Raw genomic sequence first — 20,038 nt, forward strand, 5'->3', positions numbered from 1 at the left:
ATCGCCCAACGTATAACAACGAATCTTTTACAACGAAATGGTGCTGTTAATCCCACTAGAGACGTTTTCAGGCTCGAACCAACGGGCCGTGACGGTCTTAGTTTGCGTCCAGAAAGCAATCGCCTGTTTGCCGTTGGGGCCTAAGTCACCCAGCTTGGATGCCCGAGATCCGGTAAAGCTGAAGTAAGCAACGGGAACAGGGATCGGCACATTGATACCAATTTGGCCAACGTCGATATCCGTTTCAAACCGGCGAGCCACCCAGCCAGAGTTGGTAAAAATCGACGTGCCGTTGCCATTGGGGTTGGCATTAATAAAATTGATGGCGTCATCCAGCGTTTCTACGCTAACCACACACAGCACAGGGCCGAAAATCTCTTCCCGATAAATGGTCATATCCGCCGTTACATCGGCAAATAGCGTCGGTCCTACAAAGTTGCCATCCGGGTAGCCGTCCACCGTATAGCCACGGCCATCTACCAGAAGTGTGGCGCCCTCCTTTTCACCGGCGCTGATTAAGCGCTCAACCCGCTCTTTCGCCTGGGGCGATACCAAAGGCCCCAGGTCTGCATCGCGCTGGGAGCCTGGCCCTACTTTCATGCCACGGGCACCGGCTTCGATATCTTTTATCCACTCCCGGGCTTCCCCCACCAGCACCACTACCGAGTTCGCCATGCAGCGCTGCCCGGCCGCGCCAAAGGCAGACCCTAACAGGCTGTCAATCGCTTGGCTGCGGTTAGCGTCAGGCATAACGACGCAGTGGTTTTTGGCCCCCATCATCGCCTGCATCCGTTTGCCTGCCGCCGCGGCACGGTTGTATAGCAGCGAGCCGACATGAGTCGAGCCGATAAACGACAGCGCCTTGATATCCTGGTGGTCAGCAATTTGATTCGCTACATCCGGACCACCGTGCACCACGTTTAATACGCCAGCGGGAATGCCCGCTTCATGGGCCAGCTCGACTAGCCGCATGGTAGAGCTCGGGTCCTGCTCGGAGGGTTTCAATACAAAGGTGTTACCCGTGGCAATGGCCAGCGGGAACATAAAGCAGGGCAGCATAATCGGGAAGTTAAATGCCGTAATACCCGCGCCCACGCCTAACGGCTGGTGCATGGTGTAAACATCCACCTCGTTCGCTGCGTTTTCGGCTAATTCGCCTAGCTGCAGCGAGGTAATGGAGCAAGCATGTTCCACCACCTCAAGACCGCGGCCTACTTCACCTTCGGCATCGGGCAGTGTTTTGCCATGCTCTTCGGTAATTAACGCGGCAAGCTCTGCCGTATTCTCGCGAATAAGGGCCTGAAGCTTGAGCATAATGCGCATGCGTTTACCCAGCGGCACCTTGCGCCACTCTTTAAACGCCGTTTTGGCACTGGCAACGGCCCGCTCGACCTCTTCTGAGGTGCAGAATGGAACGCGAGCCACTACCTCTTGGGTGGCAGGGTTAACAACGTCGCGCCACTCCTGGCTTTGCGACATCACTGGCTGACCATCGATATACATGGGTATTTCACGAACGGACATAACACTGATCCTCGTGGTTGTGTTTGTTATGGATTCTAATAGGGAGCCTGCAGGGTATATCAGCAAGTTAACGTAAACGTCAATTAGCCACTCGATAAAGACAAAAACGTTTAGCCAAATGCAATACGCCTTTCCCTCTCGGCAGCGCCCTCGCTATGCTGTTTCTAAGGCATACCCGCAAAGTAGAGAGCATAGCTTTCCTATAGATGCACCAAGGGCTTCAGACAAGAAGACGGTTTCATCCAACTACGCGGCTTAACACCAGGAGGCATCCATGCAGACATTTAGCTGCCGCTGCGGCAACCCACTGTTTTTTGAAAACACTCACTGCCTGGCCTGCGAGTCTGATGTTGGCTGGTGCCCTACTTGTAGCAATATTGTCGCGCTGGAACCGCTAGACAACGGCGGCTACCGTTGTACCCATGAAGGCTGCGGCACAGCGCTCATGCAATGTCACAACTACTCGGCGGAAAACGTGTGTAACCGTATGGTGGTCATGGCTGAAGGCCATGCAGACTCACTCTGCGACTGCTGCCGCTACAACGATGTGATTCCTGACCTGAGTACTCCCGGTAACCGCGAGCGCTGGGCGGCGCTGGAAGCGGCCAAACGGCGGCTCTTCCATACCTTGGATCTGCTTAAGCTGCCCCACGGTACCGAAGGGGAAAATATCCGTGTGCCGCTGAGCTTCTCGTTTATGGCCGATGCGCTACCCGACCAAGGGCTATGGCGCTCTACAGCAAGCCAAGAAAAGGTGTATACGGGCCATGCTAATGGGCATATCACTATCAATGTCAAAGAAGCCGATGACGTTGAGCGGGAGCGGCTACGCGTGGATATGAATGAATCTCACCGTACGCTGATCGGTCACTTTCGCCATGAGATTGGCCACTACTACTGGGATCTTCTCGTAAAAGGCCAAGATGAGAGCACCAGTTGCCGTGTCTTTGGCGATCACAACAACCCCACTTATAGTGATGCGCTGGAACAGTACTACCAGCAAGGAGCACCCACTGACTGGTCGACACGCTTTATTTCCGCCTACGCCTCCATGCACCCTTGGGAAGACTTCGCTGAAACATTCGCGTTTTACCTGGATATGGTAGCCGTGCTGGATACTGCACTACACATGGGGCTTTCTCGCGCCGAGTATGACGGCACGCTGGACAGCATGCTGCGGGCGTTTCATCAGGTGGGTATGGCGGTGAATGAGCTAAACCGGGATATGGGTCTGCTGGATTTAGCACCGAGGGTCATTGCCCCCACCGTCAGAGAGAAACTGGCGTACCTGCATAAACTCATTCAGAACGCGAACGCCAGCTCTCAAGCCGCTTAATTAGTCGTTATCGTGGTCTCCTGCGTGGTTTTGGTTTTGCCGTTGGGCCACCCGTGGAACGCTGTCGCCGCTTACAAAGTAGGTGGCGCTGAGCGTATCGTGAATAGCGGCAATGCCAATCTGTAGATCATCGACAAAGGCGTGCAGCTTGCTGGGGGAGTGCGCCAGCGCTTGGATATCGGCATCTACCACATCTGCCCGCACCAGCGACACCGTGGCCGCTACACGGTCCTGACGCGGCAGTAGCTGGAGCTCCTGGCCTAAGGTTTCCAGACTGCAGGCAATGGAGCGTGGCAGGTGCGGATCTTGCAGTAAAAAGCGCAGCACATCTGGCCCGCGTACTCGTAAACGCACCTGCTGACGATACATCTGATAAGCCGTTAACGATTTCAGCACGCTCATCCACTGCAGGTTTTCAAACGGCAATAGCTCTTCAGGGTTTTGCGGCAGCAGGCTGGCTGAGCGCACATCAACGATACGTGTGGTCATGTCTGCCCGCTCCAACTGGCGGCCTAACTTGATAAAGGTGCGCGCTGGACCGTGGCTGAGCGTGCCCTCAATCAAACCAGTCAACGTTTGGCAACCGCGAATCACGTTTTTCAAAAATGCATCTCGGCGCCGCGGGCTGACGCCGCTTTCCGCGTGGTCGGCCACGTTAAGGTAAAGCTGGTTGACCTCTTCCCAGATTTCTCTGGGTACCACATCGCGGGTGGTACGCAGGTTTTCCCGGGCACTCGCCAGCGCTGAAAGAATCGAGCTACCGTTCTGGGCATCGGCACACAAAAAGTGCACCACGTTGCGCTCATCAAAGCTGCTATGGCGTTCATTAAAGGTTTCAAGCGTGCCGGTCATTTCAATCAGCGGTGCCCAGCCCAGCGGTAAATGGCGCGGTAAATCCAGCATCAGGTGACTATTGACGCTCAACAGCCGCGCGGTATCTTCGGCCCGTTCAATGTAACGCGCCATCCAGTACAGGTTTTCAGCTACGCGTGACAGCATGGCGCTAGACTCCTTCCTGCTCGGCGGCATCAGCCGCGTTCTCATCGACCTCGACGATCCAGGTATCCTTGCTGCCGCCCCCCTGGGACGAGTTGACCACCAGCGACCCCTCCACTAGCGCCACGCGGGTCAAACCACCCGTGGTCACATGGGTTTCGGGGCCGGAGAGAATGAACGGGCGCAGGTCCACATGACGCGGTTGCGGCAAGCCGTTAGCCAGGGTGGGCGTGGTGGAGAGCGCCAGCGTAGGCTGGGCCATGTAGTTGCGCGGGTTCTCCTTGATCAGGCGGGCAAACTCGTCACGGGTTTCCCTGGTGGAGCGAGGCCCGATCAGCATGCCATACCCGCCGGACTCATTGGCGGGCTTCACCACCAGCTCATCGAGGTGATCCAGTACGTACTTGCGGTCTTCATCGAACATGCACAGGTAGCTGGGTACGTTGGGCAGCAGCGGCTCCTGGTCCAGATAGTAGCGGATCAGCTCTGGCACGAAGGCGTATACCACCTTGTCGTCTGCCACGCCTGCCCCTGGCGCATTGGCCAGCGCCACCTTGCCCGCCCGCCAGGCGCGCATCAGCCCAGGCACGCCCAGCATCGAATGCGGATTGAAGGCTTCAGGGTCCAGAAACTCGTCATCCACACGACGATAAATGACATCCACTCGCCGCAGCCCCTCCACCGTTCGCATGTAGACCACGTCATCGTCGTCCACCAGCATGTCGCTACCCTGCACCAGCTCGACCCCCATCTGCTGGGCAAGATAGGCGTGTTCGAAATAGGCCGAGTTGTAAATACCAGGGGTCAATACCACGACCTGAGGGTCATCGCCGGGACGGGGAGACATGGCCGCCAGCATGTCATACAGCTGCGCCACGTAGTCGTCTACTGGCAGGATTTTGCCCGACGCAAACAGCTCAGGTAGCACCCGTTTGGTGACGTTGCGGTTTTCCAGCATGTAGGAGACCCCGGAAGGAATCCGCAGATTATCCTCCAGCACGTAGAGTGTGCCATCGCCGCCGCGTACCAAATCAGAGCCACAAATATGCGCCCAGATACCATGAGGCGGGTTAATGCCCACACACTGCGGGCGAAAATTAGCCGACTGAGCAAGCACTTCCGCAGGCAGCACTTTGTCCTTGACCACTTTCTGATCGTGATAAAGATCGTCGATAAAGAGATTGAGTGCTTGGACGCGCTGTTTTAAACCGGCTTCCGTCTTGCGCCACTCATGGGCCGGTATGATCCGGGGCACAATATCGAATGGCCAGGCGCGGTCGATCATTGCCCCTTCGGAATACACGGTAAACGTAATCCCCATGGTACGAATGGCGATTTCCGCAGCGGTTTTTCTTTCCGCTAACTCTTCGGCGCTAAACCGAGCCAGCATATTACAAAGCTCATCGGCAGAAGCTCTGGGTTTACCTGGCGCTTCTAGCAACTCATCGTAAAAATCACGGCACGCATAGTTGTTCCAATTGACTTGGCTCATGGGCGCTCTCCTGGCGCTGGGGTGGAAGCGGCAACTTCCTTGAACAATAGTGTAGGCCTGCCGCGTGCAATCGACGTATTTATTGAGCTATATAACCACGCAATACTCGTACCACCTTTCCCGATATTTCAACGCTATGGCATCTACGTTTGATAAAACGCGGCCTCTTTGTAATGCCGCGATACCTTCCCACCCCCTCACTGAACCAAACTTGTGCCTTGACCAAAAAACTCTCGAAAAAAAGCACCAATTTGGTGCAAAATTTAATTAAAAGCGGTGCGATCACAATTTTCCACACTTCTTAAACGCCCCTGTGCATATTGCAGCTGCAAAAAAGTTCAACTCCAACGATACTCTTGGGTAAATGTCTTGTTGCGTCGCAGTTCATCCGTAGCTGCGAGAATCTACGCTTTTATTTGAGGGTGGCTCATGACCATTCGCGTTGCCTTGCATCACCGCACAACCTATCGATTTGACCGCCCCGTCAAACTGTCACCCCATGTCGTCCGCCTGCGCCCTGCCCCCCACTGCCGCACGCATATCGATGCCTACTCGCTGAATATTTCAGGGGATGACCACTTTCTGAATTGGCAGCAAGACCCCTTTGGCAACTTTAATGCGCGTATCGTGTTTCCAGAGCCACGCAAGGAACTCACCATTGCCGTCGAGCTGGTGGCCCCCATGACGGTCATCAACCCTTTCGACTTTTTTCTCGACGATGCCGCGCAAAAAATTCCGTTCCATTATTCCGATGAGCTTCTCAAGGAGCTAGGCCCCTATCTGGAAGTCACCGAAGCAGGGCCGCGCCTAAAAGCATGGCTTAAGGAAGTACCTCGAGAGCCCACCACCAGCGTCGATTTTCTGGTGGCGCTCAACCAGCGTCTGCAGCAGGACATCAGCTACCTGGTGCGTATGGAGCCCGGCGTACAAAGCTGTGAAGAAACCCTAACTCTGGCCAGTGGTTCCTGCCGCGACAGCGCCTGGTTACTGGTACAGATCCTGCGCCATTTGGGGCTGGCGGCTCGCTTTGTATCCGGCTATCTGATTCAGCTGGCCCCGGACGTCAAAGCGCTGGATGGCCCCAGCGGTACCGAGGTGGACTTTACCGACCTGCATGCCTGGACCGAAGTATTTCTGCCGGGCGCAGGCTGGGTGGGCCTGGACCCCACCTCCGGCCTGTTCGCTGGTGAAGGTCATATTCCGCTGGCCGCCACCCCCACCACTGGCAGCGCCGCGGCCATTACCGGTTTCTCCGACAAGTGCGAAGTGGAATTCGATGTTGAGATGCGCGTGGAGCGCATTCATGAAGACCCGCGCGTCACCCGCCCCTACAGCGACCAGCAGTGGCAGGCGATTCTGACGCTGGGCGACCAGGTGGATGAAGTCCTCCAGCAGCAGGATGTTCGCCTGACCATGGGGGGCGAGCCGACCTTCGTCTCCATCGACGACATGGAGAGCCCCCAGTGGAACACCGAAGCGCTGGGCGAGCACAAGCGTGAGCGCGCCGAGGCGCTGCTGACCCGACTGCAGGAAGCCTACGCGGCAGGCAGCGTCATTCAGCAGCAACAGGGCAAGTGGTACCCCGGCGAGCCGCTGCCCCGCTGGGCGCTGGCCTGTTACTGGCGCAAGGATGGTGTGCCCCTGTGGCGCGACCCCAAGTGGCTGGCCAGCACCGAAGGCGCGCCCCTCGCCAAGGTGGACGACGCCATGGTAGAGCGCTTCATTCATGCCTTGGGCGAGCGTCTGGGCGTAGCGCAGCGCCACTGGATTCCCGCCTACGAAGATGCCTACTACTACCTCTGGAAAGAGCAGACCCTGCCGGTCAGCGTCGACCCGCGTAACGCCGACCTGAAAGACGATGCCGAACGCCGTCGCCTGGCACGCCTGCTGGAGCAGGACCTGGGCGCCGTGGTGGGCTATGCGCTCCCGCTGCGCCACTCGATTGCCCAGTCTCATCGCTGGGAGAGCGGCCACTGGCCGCTCAAGCGCGACCATCTCTTCCTTGTGCCGGGCGACTCACCCATGGGCCTGCGTCTGCCGCTGTCGGCACTGCCCTGGGCCGACCCGGAAGACCAGCCGCAGCCCCAGTCGCTGTTTGCACCGCGACCTGCGCTGGGCGACATTCACGGGGAAGTGGCGCGCCGCAATGCCGAACAGCATCACTTCACCAGCGCCGAGCGCCATGGCCAGAGCCTGCATCCCAGCCATAGCCACCCGGAAGGCGAAGCCGTTCAGCAGCAGCCAAGCGCCGCCGACGACCGCGAACACAAGGTGATCCATACCAGCCTGTGCGTCGAGCCTCGCGAGGGCCGCCTGCATATCTTCCTGCCGCCGCTGACTCACCTGGAGCACTACCTCGACCTGTTGAGCAGCATCGAGGAAACCGCCCAGGCGCTGGCTTGCCCGGTCATGATCGAAGGCTACGCGCCGCCCCGTGACCCACGCTTGTCCAGCTTCCAGATCACCCCGGACCCCGGTGTCATCGAGGTCAACATCATGCCGGCCGACAGCTGGCCAGCGCTGGTCGCCCAGACCGAACGGCTCTACGACGAAGCCCGCCAGGCGCGGCTGGGCACCGAAAAATTCATGGTCGATGGCCGCCATACCGGCACCGGCGGCGGCAACCATGTCACGCTGGGCGGCATGACACCGGAGGATTCACCTTTTCTGCGTCGGCCGGACCTGCTGGCCAGCCTGGTGACCTACTGGCAGCACCACCCGAGCCTGTCGTATCTGTTTTCCGGGCTGTTCATTGGCCCGACCAGCCAGGCCCCGCGAGTGGATGAAGCCCGCCACGAGGCGCTCTACGAGCTGGAAATCGCCCTGCAACAGATGCCCGAAGGCGAGGTCGTTCAGCCCTGGCTGGTGGACCGACTGCTGCGTCACCTGCTCACCGACCTGACCGGCAACACCCACCGCGCCGAGTTCTGTATCGACAAGCTCTACTCACCGGACAGCGACAGCGGCCGTTTAGGGCTACTGGAGCTGCGCGGCTTTGAAATGCCCCCCCACGCCCGCATGGGCCTGATGCAGACGCTGCTCATCCGCGCTCTGGTGGCGCGCTGCTGGAAGACGCCCTACCGTGCGCGCCCGGTACGCTGGGGCAGTGCCTTGCAGGACCGCTGGATGCTGCCGCACTACCTGTGGGAAGACCTGAACGATGTGCTGCACGACCTGCGCCACCATGGGTTCGATTTCGAGCTGGAGTGGTTTGCGCCGTTTCGAGAGTTCCGCTTCCCGGTGCATGGCCGCTTACACACCCCGATGCTCTCCATCGAGCTGCGCCAGGCCATCGAGCCCTGGCACGTGCTGGGCGAAGAGGCCACGGCAGGGGGCACCGCCCGCTATGTGGACTCCTCGGTGGAACGCCTGGAAGTGAAGGTCAACGGCATGAGCGGCGACCGCTACGTGGTGACCTGCAATGGCCGCCAGGTGCCGCTCACTCCCACCGGGCGCAACGGCGAAGCCGTCGCAGGTGTGCGCTACCGCGCCTGGCAACCGCCATCGGCCCTGCACCCCCAGATTCCCGTGCATGCCCCGCTGGTATTCGATGTGATCGACACCTGGAACCAGCGTTCGGTGGCGGGCTGCACCTACCATGTCGTGCATCCCACGGGGCGCAGCTTCGAGACGTTCCCGGTCAATGCCTTCGAAGCCGAAGCCAGACGCCTGGGCCGCTTCAGCGACAGCGGCCACGGTCATGGCTACCAGGCGCCCATGCCAGAAACACCCAGCCAGGAACTGCCGTGTACCCTTGACCTACGCTGGAGCCCGCGCCGATGAGGAGTGTAATGCTTTCCTATCGGTGCTAGCTGCAGGATAATCCGTCCCTTACTCGCTCAGGACTCTCAGGATCATGACCGCCCCTGTCTCTCCCTCACTGCTTGAGCTCGGCGCTGCCGGGCTCATCGAGGACTACTTGAATCAGCTAGGCAAGGGACAGCCCGGCACGTTTGATGCGATGCTCGACCGTCATGGCCAACTGCGCCCGGGCTGGCAGAGCCTGCTCAGCGCTCTGGAAAGCCTGGGCGCCGAGGGTCGCTATCAGCAGCATGAAGAGCTTCAGCGGCTGCTGGCCGAGAACGGTGTCATCTTCAATATGCACGATGACACCCAAGGGCGCGCCTGGCGGCTGGACCCGCTTCCCTGGGTCATCGACCAGGCGCAGTGGCAAGCGCTGGAAATCGGCCTGACCCAACGCACGCGGCTGTTCAATGCGCTGTATGACGACCTGTACGGACCTCGCACGCTATTCGATGCGGGCCTGCTGCCCACCCAGGCGCTGCTGGCCTCGCCCCACTTCCTGCTGCCCTGCCATGGCTCTCAGCCCAGCGACCGCCCTGCGATCAGCTTTCACGGCATCGATGTCATCCAGGATTCAGAGGGGCAGTGGCGCGTCATAGGCGACCGCTTGCAGGCTCCTTCCGGCACCGGCTTCACGCTGGAAAACCGCATCCTCATGGCCCGCGCGCTGCCTGAAATGTACCGCAACGCGCCGCTGAAGCGTCTGGCGGGTTTCCTGGACAAATACCACCGCACGCTGACCGCACTGGCCTACCAGCACCGCGACAACCCGACCGTGGTGCTGTTGACCCCAGGGCCGGGCAGCCCGCGCTATTTCGAGCATGCCTACCTGGCCAACTACCTGAACATCGACCTGGCAGAAGGCCAGGACATGGTCGTGCGCGACAGCAAGCTCTGGTTACGTACCCTGGGCGGCCTGCAACCGGTGGACGTGGTGCTGCGCCACTGCGACGATGCCTACTGCGACCCGTTGGAACTGCGCGGTGATTCGCACCTGGGCGTACCAGGGCTTTTGCAAGCCGCCCGCGCCAGCGGCGTGGCGATGTCGAATGCGCTGGGCGTAGGCGCTCTGGAGCTGCCGGAACTGGCCGACTACTTGCCAGCACTGTGCCAGCACCTGCTGGGGGAGGCGCTGTTGTTGCCCAGCGCCGATGCCCGGACACAGCCCGCCACGGCCCCCATGTTCGACCCGCACATGCAGCGGCTGTCGCCCACCACCCTGAACCTGCGCTGTTTCGTTTCCAGAGCCCCGGGCAGCGTGGCGACCCAAAGCCAACAGCCCAGCGACTATCACGTCATGCCGGGAGGGCTTGCCTGGGTGGGCCCCCCCGGCTCACCGTCGCTCAGCAGTCCCATCGTCAAGGACGTCTGGGTGACCGCCAATACGCCACAGCCCCACGTCAGCCAACTGCGTCAGGCACGCGGCCCCGTGGTGGCTACCCGCGATGGCACCGACCTGCCCAGCCGAGTGGCGGAAAGCCTGTTCTGGCTGGGTCGCTACGGCGAGCGGCTGGATGCCCGTGCCCGCTTGCTGCGTGAAGCCTTGATGCGCCTGATGGAGTACGACCAGGACGAAATTGCCGACCAGTTACTGGACGAACTGCTGCTGGCGCTGGAAATCACCACCTTGAACGCCGACGGCGCCAACCCCCCGCTGGTGGGTTTTGCCCAAAAACGCACGGCGCTGCTGGCCCAGTTCGACGAGCGAGACCCCCAGGCCCTCAAGCCCGTGTTTGCTCATTTGCTGCGCAACGCTCGGAGCGTACGCGACCACCTGGGCGACGACTCCTGGCGGGTGGTGCATCAGCTACGCCAGCGGGTGGATACGTTCAGCCCCAGCCTGGGCGCCAGCGCCGCGCGGCGCGCCTGTGAAGGGTTATCGGCGCAAATTGCCGCTTTTTTTGGGCTATGCAACGAAACCATGCCCCATCACTACGGCTGGCGGTTTATGGATATCGGGCGCTTCCTGGATCGAGTAATAGGGCTGCTTTCGCTGCTCAAGCTCACATTGAAAGCCCCCCACTCGCCGGGGCTGGCGTTGTGGGAAGTAGTGCTCGCCACCACAGATAACTTTACCGCTTACCGGCGGCGCTACCGCAGCGAGCTGCACCCAGAAGCGATTTTGGATCTACTGCTATTCGATGAGACCAACCCACGCTCGGTGGGCTATATGCTCAAGCGCCTTGAGCGGCAAATGGACAGGCTGCCCGGCAGCTCATCGCCCTACCGCAATGCCGAACGCCGCTTGCTCATTCAAGCCAATGCCGCGCTGCACCTCGCCGACATTGAACGCTTGAGCCATTTAGCCGACACCCCCGATGCCCAAGCAGCGCTGGAGCAGCTACTGGATGAACTGATTACCCCGCTAAACGCGCTTTCGAATGCCATTAGCCACAGCCACTTTAGTCACGTGGAGCGGCCGCGCCAACTTGTCAGCATGGAGCCCGACGAATGAACTACACCCTGCGACACACTACGCGCTACCACTACAGCGCCCCGGTGACGCTATGTCATAGCGAGGCCAGGGTGCTGCCACGCAGGACACAGCACCAGCAGTGCGGCGCATCAACGCTCACCATTAGTCCGATGCCCCAGGTGCAGGCAGAGCGCCGAGATGTTTTCGGCAATCGGGTGCTCTATTTTGCCATGGAAGAGGTGCACCAGACCCTGGATGTGACCGTGGTCACCCCCCTCAATACCCATCCGCTGGGGCCGCTACCTAGCAGCTCCCCCGCTTGGGAAAGTGTCGCGGAACAGCTGCGTCACGATAGCCGCTTCGATATGCAGCTCTACCGGCTCGACTCACCATTTATTCGTCGCAACGACGAGTTGGCTGAGTTCGCCCACAGCTGTTTCACGCCCGGCCGCCCGCTGGTTGATGCCGCGCTGGCGCTTAATCAACTGATTTACGACACCTTTGAGTACGACCCTAGCTTTACCACGCTGGCCACACCGCTCAGCGAAGTGCTGGCCAATCGCCGTGGTGTCTGCCAAGACTTTGCCCACCTTGCAATTGGCTCCCTGCGCTCGGTGGGATTAGCGGCGCGCTATGTGAGCGGCTACCTAGAAACTCAGCCACCGCCCGGACAGCCACGGTTGATAGGGGCGGATGCGTCCCACGCATGGCTCGCCACTTGGATTCCAGAGTGGGGCTGGCTAGCGCTAGACCCGACCAACGGCACAGTGGCCGGTGAACAGCACCCGGTGCTGGCCTGGGGCCGAGATTACGCCGACGTAGCACCGCTCAAAGGCGTAATGAATGGAGGCGGCGAACACCAGCTAGAAGTGGAAGTAGATGTCATGCCGCTGACAGACAACAGCGCGGCCTAGGCCACGCTGTTGCCCGCTAGGCTTCTAACGCCGAACCAACCCATCGGTTAGCCAGGGCAACCACGCCAGCAGCACCAGCGTGACGAGGGTCGCCAATAAAAAGGGCAGCAGCGCTCGGAAGATTTTTAGCGGCGGCGCACCGGTCATGGAGGAAGCGATAAACAGCCCCGCGCCCACTGGCGGGGTGAGTAACCCCATCACTAGCGTCAGGCAGACCACCACGCCAAACTGGTAGGGGCTAATCGCAAACTGGCTTTGAGCGATGGGCATTAAAATAGGCACCACCAGAATCAGCGCGGCAATGCCGTCAATTACCATGCCAACCAGCAGCAGGGCCCCAATCACCAGCAGCAGAAACAGAAACGGGCTGCTGGTCAGTGCGGCAATCCACTCAGCGGCCATTTGCGGCAGCTGCTCGTAGATCACTACCCAGCCAAACACTCCTGCCGCCGCAATCAGCATAATTACCAGCCCGGCATTGATCGCCGTGCGGGTAAGTACCTGGGGGAGCTGCGTCAAACGCAGGTCGCCGTACACAAAGCGGCCCATCAATAGCGCCGCCAGCGAGGCCAGCGCCGCCGACTCTGTGGGCGTCGCAATACCCAGCAAAATACCGCCAATGATAATCACTGGAATCAGCAGCGCAGGCATGCCCCATAGCGCATCGTGCAGCGCCTGTTGCCGGCTTGGCCACTCCCCTTTCGGGTATTGCTGCACCAGCCCCACCAGGGCGATAACCACGAAAAAGCTCGCGCCCAGCAACAGCCCCGGCAGTAGCCCAGCGATAAACATCTCCGCAATGGGCACCTGAGCCATTACCCCAAACAGTACAAACAGCATAGAGGGCGGAATAATCGGCGACAGCAGCCCGCCAGCGGCGGTAATCGCCGCACTGTAAGGCGTGTCGTACCCCTCCTCCTCCATCGCAGGCACCATGGCGCGGGACATAATGGCGATTTGCGAGGCCGCCGAGCCAATAATCGCCGCCATCATCATATTGGCGACTAGGTTGATATAAGCCAATCCACCGCGAAAGCCACCCACCAGAATGCGGGCCAGAGCAATCAAGCGCTTGGTCAGCCCGCCTTCGTTCATCAGCTCCCCGGCCAGCATAAATAGCGGAATCGCCAGCAGGCCGTAGCTTTCAATAGCGCTAAACAGCTGCTGCGGGTAGGAATCAAACAGCACCGTATTGCCAGAGGCCTGGATATACCACATCGCCGTAAGCGCCAGCACTAGCGCAATAGGCACCGCTCCCAGTAGCAGCAGCAAGAACACCGCGACCGTCATACCCGCCCCCTTAATGCCATTAGCGATTGCGTCAGGTTCGCCACGCCGTGCAGGCTCAGCGAGAGCGCAAACCAAGGCACAATCAGCCACGCCCAGAACTTTTTAATGCCCAGGGTGGAGGTGTTTTCCGCATAGATAAAATTAAACGTTTGCCCCTGAAACGCCTGGGTATCGAAGCCGGTTTGGACCAGCGTCAGCGGCTGGTACCAGCCCCAGCAAAGCCAGACCAGCAGCAGGGCAAACAGCAACACCATGGCATCCACCGCCACGCCGACCAGCTTTCTACCCGTTGGCGGCAGCAGGTCGCTCACCAGTGTCACCGCGATGCCCTGGCGGCGTTTCAACACCGCCCCAGCAATCAAGAACGTCATCCAGATCATGGCGTAAATCGCCAATTCACTGACCCAGTACAGCGGGCTGCCCAGCGCGCGGAAGGCAATATTTGTGAGGATTAAACACGTCACCGCCGCTGCCAAGGCAGCGGCGGTGATCTCTTCACAACGGGCAAGCCCTTTGGAAAGGCGTTGCAACATGATGATTAAAGGCCTTTATCAACGGCTTGTTTGACGTTAAGGATTACTCGTCGCGCAGGCGGTCAGCCTCGGCGCGCAGGGTTTCCAACATAGGGGCTTTCGGTGCCCAAATACTTTCCCACTCGGCAATCGCCTCGGAGAAGAACTCGGCATCGGCTTCGACGATATTGATGTCCAACCCGCGAATTTCCTCTTCCTGAGCGGCGTCCATCTCCTCAAACCCCGTCAATACGTTCTCCAGGTGTTCGGACATGGCGGTATCAATCAGCTCACGGTCTTCTTCAGAGAGCTCGCGCCATACCCGACCAGACACCACCCCTACCATCGGGAACATCATATGGTTGGAGATCAGCAGATTGTTCGCCTGCTCGTAGAATTTCAAAATCAGAATCGAGTCGAAATCCATATCAATGGCATCAACCTGCCCATTAGCGAGGGCATCATACACTTCCAACAAAGGCATGGGTGCAGGGGCAGCGCCGGTGGCGGTGTAGAAGTCGCGGATCGGCTCGAAGGGCGTAATACGCAGCCGCTGGCCCTGCAAATCTTCAGCGCTTTCAATGGGGCTACGGCTCAATACTTGGCGCATACCCACCATGCCATAACCTATCCCAACAAAGCCCACGCCTTCCGGCATCAAGTCGAGTAGTTCACCGGCCGCATCGGAACGCAACAGGCGCGCCGCGTGGTTGACGTCGTCCACCAGATACGGGGCGTAGAGCGCGCCAAAATCAGGAATGCGATTGGAGATTTCGGCAATGGTTAGAAAGGCCATGTCCAGCGCGCCGGTTTGCAGCTGCTGCACCATTTGCGCTTCGTTACCTAACTGCTGGGCAGGAAAAACGCTTACGCTATGCTCGCCGCCTGAGCGCTCGTTGAGTGTTTGCGCGAACGCTTCGGCTTCGGTGGACCACAGATGCTGGGCGGGTGTAATCAGCCCTAAACGGAAGTCACGCGCCTGGGCGCTCATGGAAGAAACGGCCAAGGCGGCTGCGGCGCAGGCAAGCGTCAGCGTTTTCATTCGGTTCATGCAAAGCCTCGTTGTCCAGCCAGAGCGCCGTGCGGCGCTTTGGGTGTTTTTTTAATTAGTCGGCTTTGAGAATACCTGAGCGGTTGCGTTAATGGCACCCGCCATTGCGCTAACGCAGCGTCGCAATGACGGGTAGACATCCACTGCCCTAGGCGGCTTCGTAGGCGGCTTTCAAGCGGTAAAATTCGTCGACAATGGCCGCCATTTCGGTAGCATCGTAGTCGCATAGCCCGCTGACGACGAGCTTCTTAGAGCCTACACCCACCGCTTCACCGGCTGACTCAATGGAAAACTCCAGCAGCGCATCAGCGCGTTTACCCTGGACATCCAAGGAGGATTGATTCAGCGCCAGATTAGGTGAGAAGCCGTCTAAACGCTCCAGGCAAAAGCCCATGCTATCGTAGATCACCAGCGGGCGTTTAGGGTTAAACATCACCCCATGCTGCTCCATCAGCGGCTTGAGATAGTGGGGAAAATTCTTACCCGAGAAGGCGACGTAGCAGCGGGCAAAGCCTTCGACCACCGCCTCATCACGGGTCATCTCGCCGCTGCGGACAACCTGTAAATAGCATTTACCGCTGTCGTCACAGACGTGGATATCCCCGTTCTCGGTTTCACTGAACTTGATGGGTGTATCGGCCCCCACCATATTGGTGAAGCGAAATTCCATTTGTCGCGACAGCCCGAACTTCACCAGCACCAGCGTAAATAGCAGGTCGCCGGGCACGCAGAAACGCCGCGCATCCGGGTTGTGAATCGGGTTGTAGTCGCCGGCCACGCTTTTAGCGAAGCGGCTGGCCTGCTCCGCGGAGATCACCACATACTCTCCGCGCTGCGCGTAAAAATCCTTGAACATGGCTTTGCTGCCTGCCTAGCGTTGAAATCGAAAACCCATAACTGCCCCACGTCGCGCATAATGCCATAAAACACGCGCCAACAGGAGTCATCTGCTAGGAAGCCCGTATGTCCCGTGACACGCCCACTGCACCACGTCGTTTTCGCCCACTGTTCGTCCTGCTGTTTGGCGCGCTAGCGCTTGTGCTAATTTGGCTGATAGGCAGCTACTGGCTACTCAACAGCCAGTGGCTACCGCAACGAATCTCCACCATCGAAGGGGTCGAGGTACGCTGGACGAACGCCCAGAGCCTTCACCCAGGGCGTTGGGAGGTCGACAACCTCTACCTAGCCCGAGAAGACGAAGCGCTACCGATTACCGTCGAGGCCAGCCAAGCCACCCTGTCGCTATCGCTGCTTGCCCTGCTGCGCGGAGAGCTACATATCCAAGCACTGGAAGCGAACGGCATTCGCCGCTTTACCGTCGGGGACATTGCCCTGGAGGCAGAGGGCCAGCTGAAGGTCGAGGATACCCAGTTCAGCCAAGAGATCCTCAGCGTGCCTTATGTAGGTTTGGACATTACCCAAGGCCGCCTCGTCCGCTTGAGCGATCAAGCCACGCTGGTGCAGGATATTCAGCTACGCAGTACGGCGTCGCTGGACTCACTTTCTACCCAGCAAAGTAGCGATGCGTTAACCGAGGCGCTGCTCGACGCCCTCACCGCCCAGCTTGCCATCACGGCTCAAGCGGATGCTTGGGACGTGTTCATGCCCTACCTAGAGGCGCTGCCCTGGTTGAGCCTGGCAGGCAACGGCGTATTGGAAGGTGAGCTAGCGCTTGCCGAGGGCCAACTACAGCCGGGCAGCGAACTCACATTAGCAACCCCAAGGCTTGCGCTCTCTATCGATGAGCAGCGCTTGAAAGGTACCGACAACACGCGCCGCTGGCTGGTAGCGGATGACACACCGCCGCCGCATACCGCCACGGGCCAGGGGCGCGTCAGGCTCGCTGTGGTAGAGGGGCAACTGCGCTTCGCTACTCAGTTGGAGGACGTCACGCTAGCCGACACGCACCCCTACGCCACAAACACACGGCTCTCCCTCGCTACCCACATCCCTAATCAGCGCCTGGACCAACTCGACTTGCCCACTGGCGCCTCACTTGAGCTATCGGGCGAGGTAACGCGCCTGGACATGCTTGACCGCTATCTCGCAACAGTCTTCGATGGCCAAGGGGTTCGGCTATCCGGCCAGGGGAGCATCACCGCCAGCGCGACGCTGCGGGATGCGCGCCCTTATGAAGCATCGCTAACCGTTCAAGCGCCCACGCTAGGCGCAGAGCTGCTTGAACTCACCGCGCAAGGCAGCGGTACGCTCGACACGACGCTCTCCCCCGATGAGCAAGTAGCGGCAACGCTGGCCTTCACAGACGCCACGCTGCGCCATCAGGAGCGAACCTTGCTAGCGGATGCAGCGCTAACGCTAGCCGCACAAAGCCCCCTCGACCCCGAACAGGCACAACAAAGCGCCACGGCGCAACTAATTTGGGAAGAAGCAACGCTGCCCAATATCCAAGCGCTACAACCCTACCTTGCGGCGGTGTTGCCCCGCCCTTCTCCGCTAACGTTAAACAGCGGCTCAGCCACCAGCCACGGGCAGCTCCGCTTCACGACCGAGCAACTGAGCGGCGAGCTTTATTTGGCTGGCAACGCGCTGACCACCGGCTGGCAACGTAGTGAGCAGAGCGGCACGTTGGTGAGCGATATACAGCTGGCGCTGGCCATCAACCAAGCGGCGCTGGATGGCACAGCGCTGGACATCAGCGGCTCGCGGCTAAGCTGGCAGGTGGCCGACCCGCAACATCCCGGCGAAGCGCTGGAGAGCACGCTGGTGCTGCGCGACGGTCGCTTTCAGCGCCAAAACGCCACCCCAAGCGGGCAGTTCACGCTGGAGGGCAGCGTGCAGCGGCTAGGGTTTCTCAACACGTTTTTACCGGACGCTCACGGCGTATCGCTTTCCGGCAACGGTCAGCTTTTTTTACAGGGCGCGTTTATAGACGACACGCTGCAAGCCCCTACTCGGCTGCGGGTCAATGCTAACCAGCTGGAAGTGACGTTTCTCGACTACTTGGCCACCGGGCGCGGCGAGCTGACCGCCCAGTTAGATAGCCCCGAGCAAGCACAGCTTTCGCTAGGCATTCCACAGTTCGCCTTACGGCGACAAGATGATGACCGCCCGCATCTGGAAGGCCGCCACTTTGCGCTCACCACCCAAACCGACCGCTTTAGTGATGTACTCGACGCCCCCGCTCCCGAACACTTCACCACCCGCGTTGCGCTGCCAATCACCGAGGTGCCGGACATTGCCCGCTACAATCGCTACCTGCCAGAAGATGCGGGGGTTGAGCTACTCTCCGGCAGTGCCAGCCTAACCAGCGAATGGCTGCTAGAGGGGCTGCGCGCCCAAGGTGATATCACACTGCGCGCTTTCGAAACCGAAATGGCGCTACTGGAGCAGCGCCTGAGAGGAGACGTGACGCTGCACTTACAGCTCACCGAGGGCGATATCGAGACGCGCCGCTTTGTCGCCAATGACTCCTACCTGCGCCTGGAAAACGTCTTTCGCCGAAGCGACGACGGCACTCAGGACGCAGGCTGGTGGGTGCAGCTCACCATGGAAGAAGCGCAACTCAACTGGGGTGACCCGATACAACTCACCAGCCAGCTACGGTTAGGCATGCGCGATACTGGGCTGCTGGCACGGCTATTTCTCGCCCGTGCTCGGGTGAGCGACTGGCTGGGCAGGCTTTTAAACGTGCATAACATCAACGGGCACGCCCTACTCACAGTGAGCGGCGAGCAAATACGCCTGCATGACCTCACGCTCACAGGCGGCCCGCTGCTTCTGCTTTCCGATGTGACCCTAGCCGACGGCCAAGCCAACGGCGCGCTTTACGCGCGGCTGGGTGCCGTGGGCCTCGGCGTGGAGCTGAACGACAGCGAACCGGCCCTGCGCGTGCTCCAACCCAAGCGCTGGTTTGACCGCTGGCGAGAAGCCCAGCGTTTTTCAAGGCCTTAGCGGCGCGTGCGCTCTCTACGAATCATACGTACCCGCTCTTTAGCCTTTTGCGGTGTAGACAGCGGCGCGTTGGCGTCTTGGTATTTAGGCGGCACCGTGACCCAGGCAAACACCGGCAGGGCCAAGTGCCAATGAATCGCCGCTAAGCGCAGGCCCAGCGTCACGCTCAATGAGGCGGCAATGGCGAATGTCAGCGGCGCATCGAGCGCCTGCAGCGCGACATACACAATCCCGCCCGCCATGGCGGCGGTGGCATAGATCTCTTCGCGCAGCACCATGGGCACCCGCTGAGCCAACACGTCACGAATCATGCCTCCCGCCACACCGGTCATCATGCCCATGAGTACCGCCACCACCCCCGACGTGCCCAGCAGCAACGCCTTGTGGGTACCGATCACGGTAAACAGTGCCAGGCCGAAGGCATCCGCCACCGGCAAAAAGCCCCGAGACAGCCGGTGAATGTAGTGAAACCCCACCAGCGACACGCCCACCGTGGCCAAGATCACCCACAGGTAGGTCGGGTCGGTCACCCAGAACACCGGCCTAACGCCCAGCACCAAATCACGCAGCGTACCGCCCCCAATGCCCGTCACCGCCGCCAGCACCAGCATACCGAACGGGTCCATCCGCGAGCGGCAGGCCAAAATCACGCCCGACAGGGCAAACACAATCACCCCCGCCATATCCAACCAATAAATCATACCCGACACGCGGCTCTCCCTCATCACCTGCTGTTTAGGCGAGCAGAATATCACTCATTCGGGAAGGGTGTATGTGATCAGAGAGCCGGT

At 59.9% G+C, this 20,038-nt stretch carries 13 protein-coding genes; 5 read left to right on the forward strand and 8 right to left on the reverse strand.

The annotated features are described in order from the left end of the window. Positions 1 to 27: 27 nt before the first annotated feature. Positions 28 to 1,524, reverse strand: a complete 1,497-nt coding sequence (locus tag AC13CN_RS16495) for a CoA-acylating methylmalonate-semialdehyde dehydrogenase (RefSeq protein WP_062360159.1) — start codon at positions 1,522 to 1,524, stop codon at positions 28 to 30. A gap of 274 nt (positions 1,525 to 1,798) precedes the next feature. On the opposite strand from AC13CN_RS16495, the gene AC13CN_RS16500 reads away from it, so the two are divergent. Further along, on the forward strand, positions 1,799 to 2,860 hold the full coding sequence (locus tag AC13CN_RS16500; protein WP_253556941.1) for a zinc-binding metallopeptidase family protein: 1,062 nt from the start codon (positions 1,799 to 1,801) through the stop codon (positions 2,858 to 2,860). Here AC13CN_RS16500 and AC13CN_RS16505 read toward each other — a convergent pair whose 3' ends face one another. Further along, positions 2,861 to 3,859, reverse strand: coding sequence for an alpha-E domain-containing protein (locus AC13CN_RS16505; RefSeq protein WP_253556942.1), 999 nt, complete (start codon positions 3,857 to 3,859; stop codon positions 2,861 to 2,863). 4 nt (positions 3,860 to 3,863) lie between these two features. Beyond that, positions 3,864 to 5,348, reverse strand: coding sequence for a circularly permuted type 2 ATP-grasp protein (locus tag AC13CN_RS16510; RefSeq protein WP_253556943.1), 1,485 nt, complete (start codon positions 5,346 to 5,348; stop codon positions 3,864 to 3,866). Between the two features lie 429 nt (positions 5,349 to 5,777). On the opposite strand from AC13CN_RS16510, the gene AC13CN_RS16515 reads away from it, so the two are divergent. The 3 genes from AC13CN_RS16515 to AC13CN_RS16525 all read left to right on the forward strand — a co-directional run bounded on the left by AC13CN_RS16515 (position 5,778) and on the right by AC13CN_RS16525 (position 12,482). Next, entirely contained in the window at positions 5,778 to 9,131 is a 3,354-nt protein-coding gene (locus tag AC13CN_RS16515; RefSeq protein ID WP_253556945.1) for a transglutaminase family protein, read from the forward strand. 73 nt (positions 9,132 to 9,204) lie between these two features. After that, positions 9,205 to 11,607 (forward strand): circularly permuted type 2 ATP-grasp protein, encoded by a 2,403-nt coding sequence (locus AC13CN_RS16520; RefSeq protein ID WP_253556946.1) that lies wholly within the window; start codon positions 9,205 to 9,207, stop codon positions 11,605 to 11,607. Next, entirely contained in the window at positions 11,604 to 12,482 is an 879-nt protein-coding gene (locus tag AC13CN_RS16525) for a transglutaminase family protein (RefSeq protein WP_253502818.1), read from the forward strand. The genes AC13CN_RS16520 and AC13CN_RS16525 overlap by 4 nt, the downstream gene beginning before the upstream one ends. 24 nt (positions 12,483 to 12,506) lie before the next feature. Here the strand turns inward: AC13CN_RS16525 and AC13CN_RS16530 are convergent, their stop codons facing one another. The 4 genes from AC13CN_RS16530 to AC13CN_RS16545 all read right to left on the reverse strand — a co-directional run bounded on the left by AC13CN_RS16530 (position 12,507) and on the right by AC13CN_RS16545 (position 16,191). Next, positions 12,507 to 13,772, reverse strand: coding sequence for a TRAP transporter large permease (locus AC13CN_RS16530; RefSeq protein WP_253556947.1), 1,266 nt, complete (start codon positions 13,770 to 13,772; stop codon positions 12,507 to 12,509). Next, positions 13,769 to 14,305 (reverse strand): TRAP transporter small permease, encoded by a 537-nt coding sequence (locus tag AC13CN_RS16535; RefSeq protein WP_054645263.1) that lies wholly within the window; start codon positions 14,303 to 14,305, stop codon positions 13,769 to 13,771. The genes AC13CN_RS16530 and AC13CN_RS16535 overlap by 4 nt, the downstream gene beginning before the upstream one ends. Positions 14,306 to 14,348: 43 nt before the next feature. Continuing rightward, positions 14,349 to 15,335: a TRAP transporter substrate-binding protein gene (locus tag AC13CN_RS16540; protein WP_253556948.1), complete on the reverse strand. Its 987-nt coding sequence runs from the start codon at positions 15,333 to 15,335 to the stop codon at positions 14,349 to 14,351. 148 nt (positions 15,336 to 15,483) lie between these two features. Then, complete coding sequence (locus AC13CN_RS16545; protein ID WP_054645262.1) at positions 15,484 to 16,191, reverse strand: DUF3581 family protein; 708 nt, start codon at positions 16,189 to 16,191, stop codon at positions 15,484 to 15,486. 107 nt (positions 16,192 to 16,298) lie between these two features. On the opposite strand from AC13CN_RS16545, the gene AC13CN_RS16550 reads away from it, so the two are divergent. Continuing rightward, positions 16,299 to 19,247, forward strand: a complete 2,949-nt coding sequence (locus AC13CN_RS16550; protein ID WP_253556949.1) for a translocation/assembly module TamB domain-containing protein — start codon at positions 16,299 to 16,301, stop codon at positions 19,245 to 19,247. Here AC13CN_RS16550 and AC13CN_RS16555 read toward each other — a convergent pair. Then, a complete protein-coding gene (locus AC13CN_RS16555) occupies positions 19,244 to 19,957 on the reverse strand; it encodes a trimeric intracellular cation channel family protein (RefSeq protein WP_253556950.1) in 714 nt (237 codons plus the stop codon). The genes AC13CN_RS16550 and AC13CN_RS16555 overlap by 4 nt on opposite strands. Positions 19,958 to 20,038 lie beyond the last annotated feature (81 nt).

The sequence above is a fragment of the Vreelandella sp. L-25 genome (genome assembly GCF_056857535.1).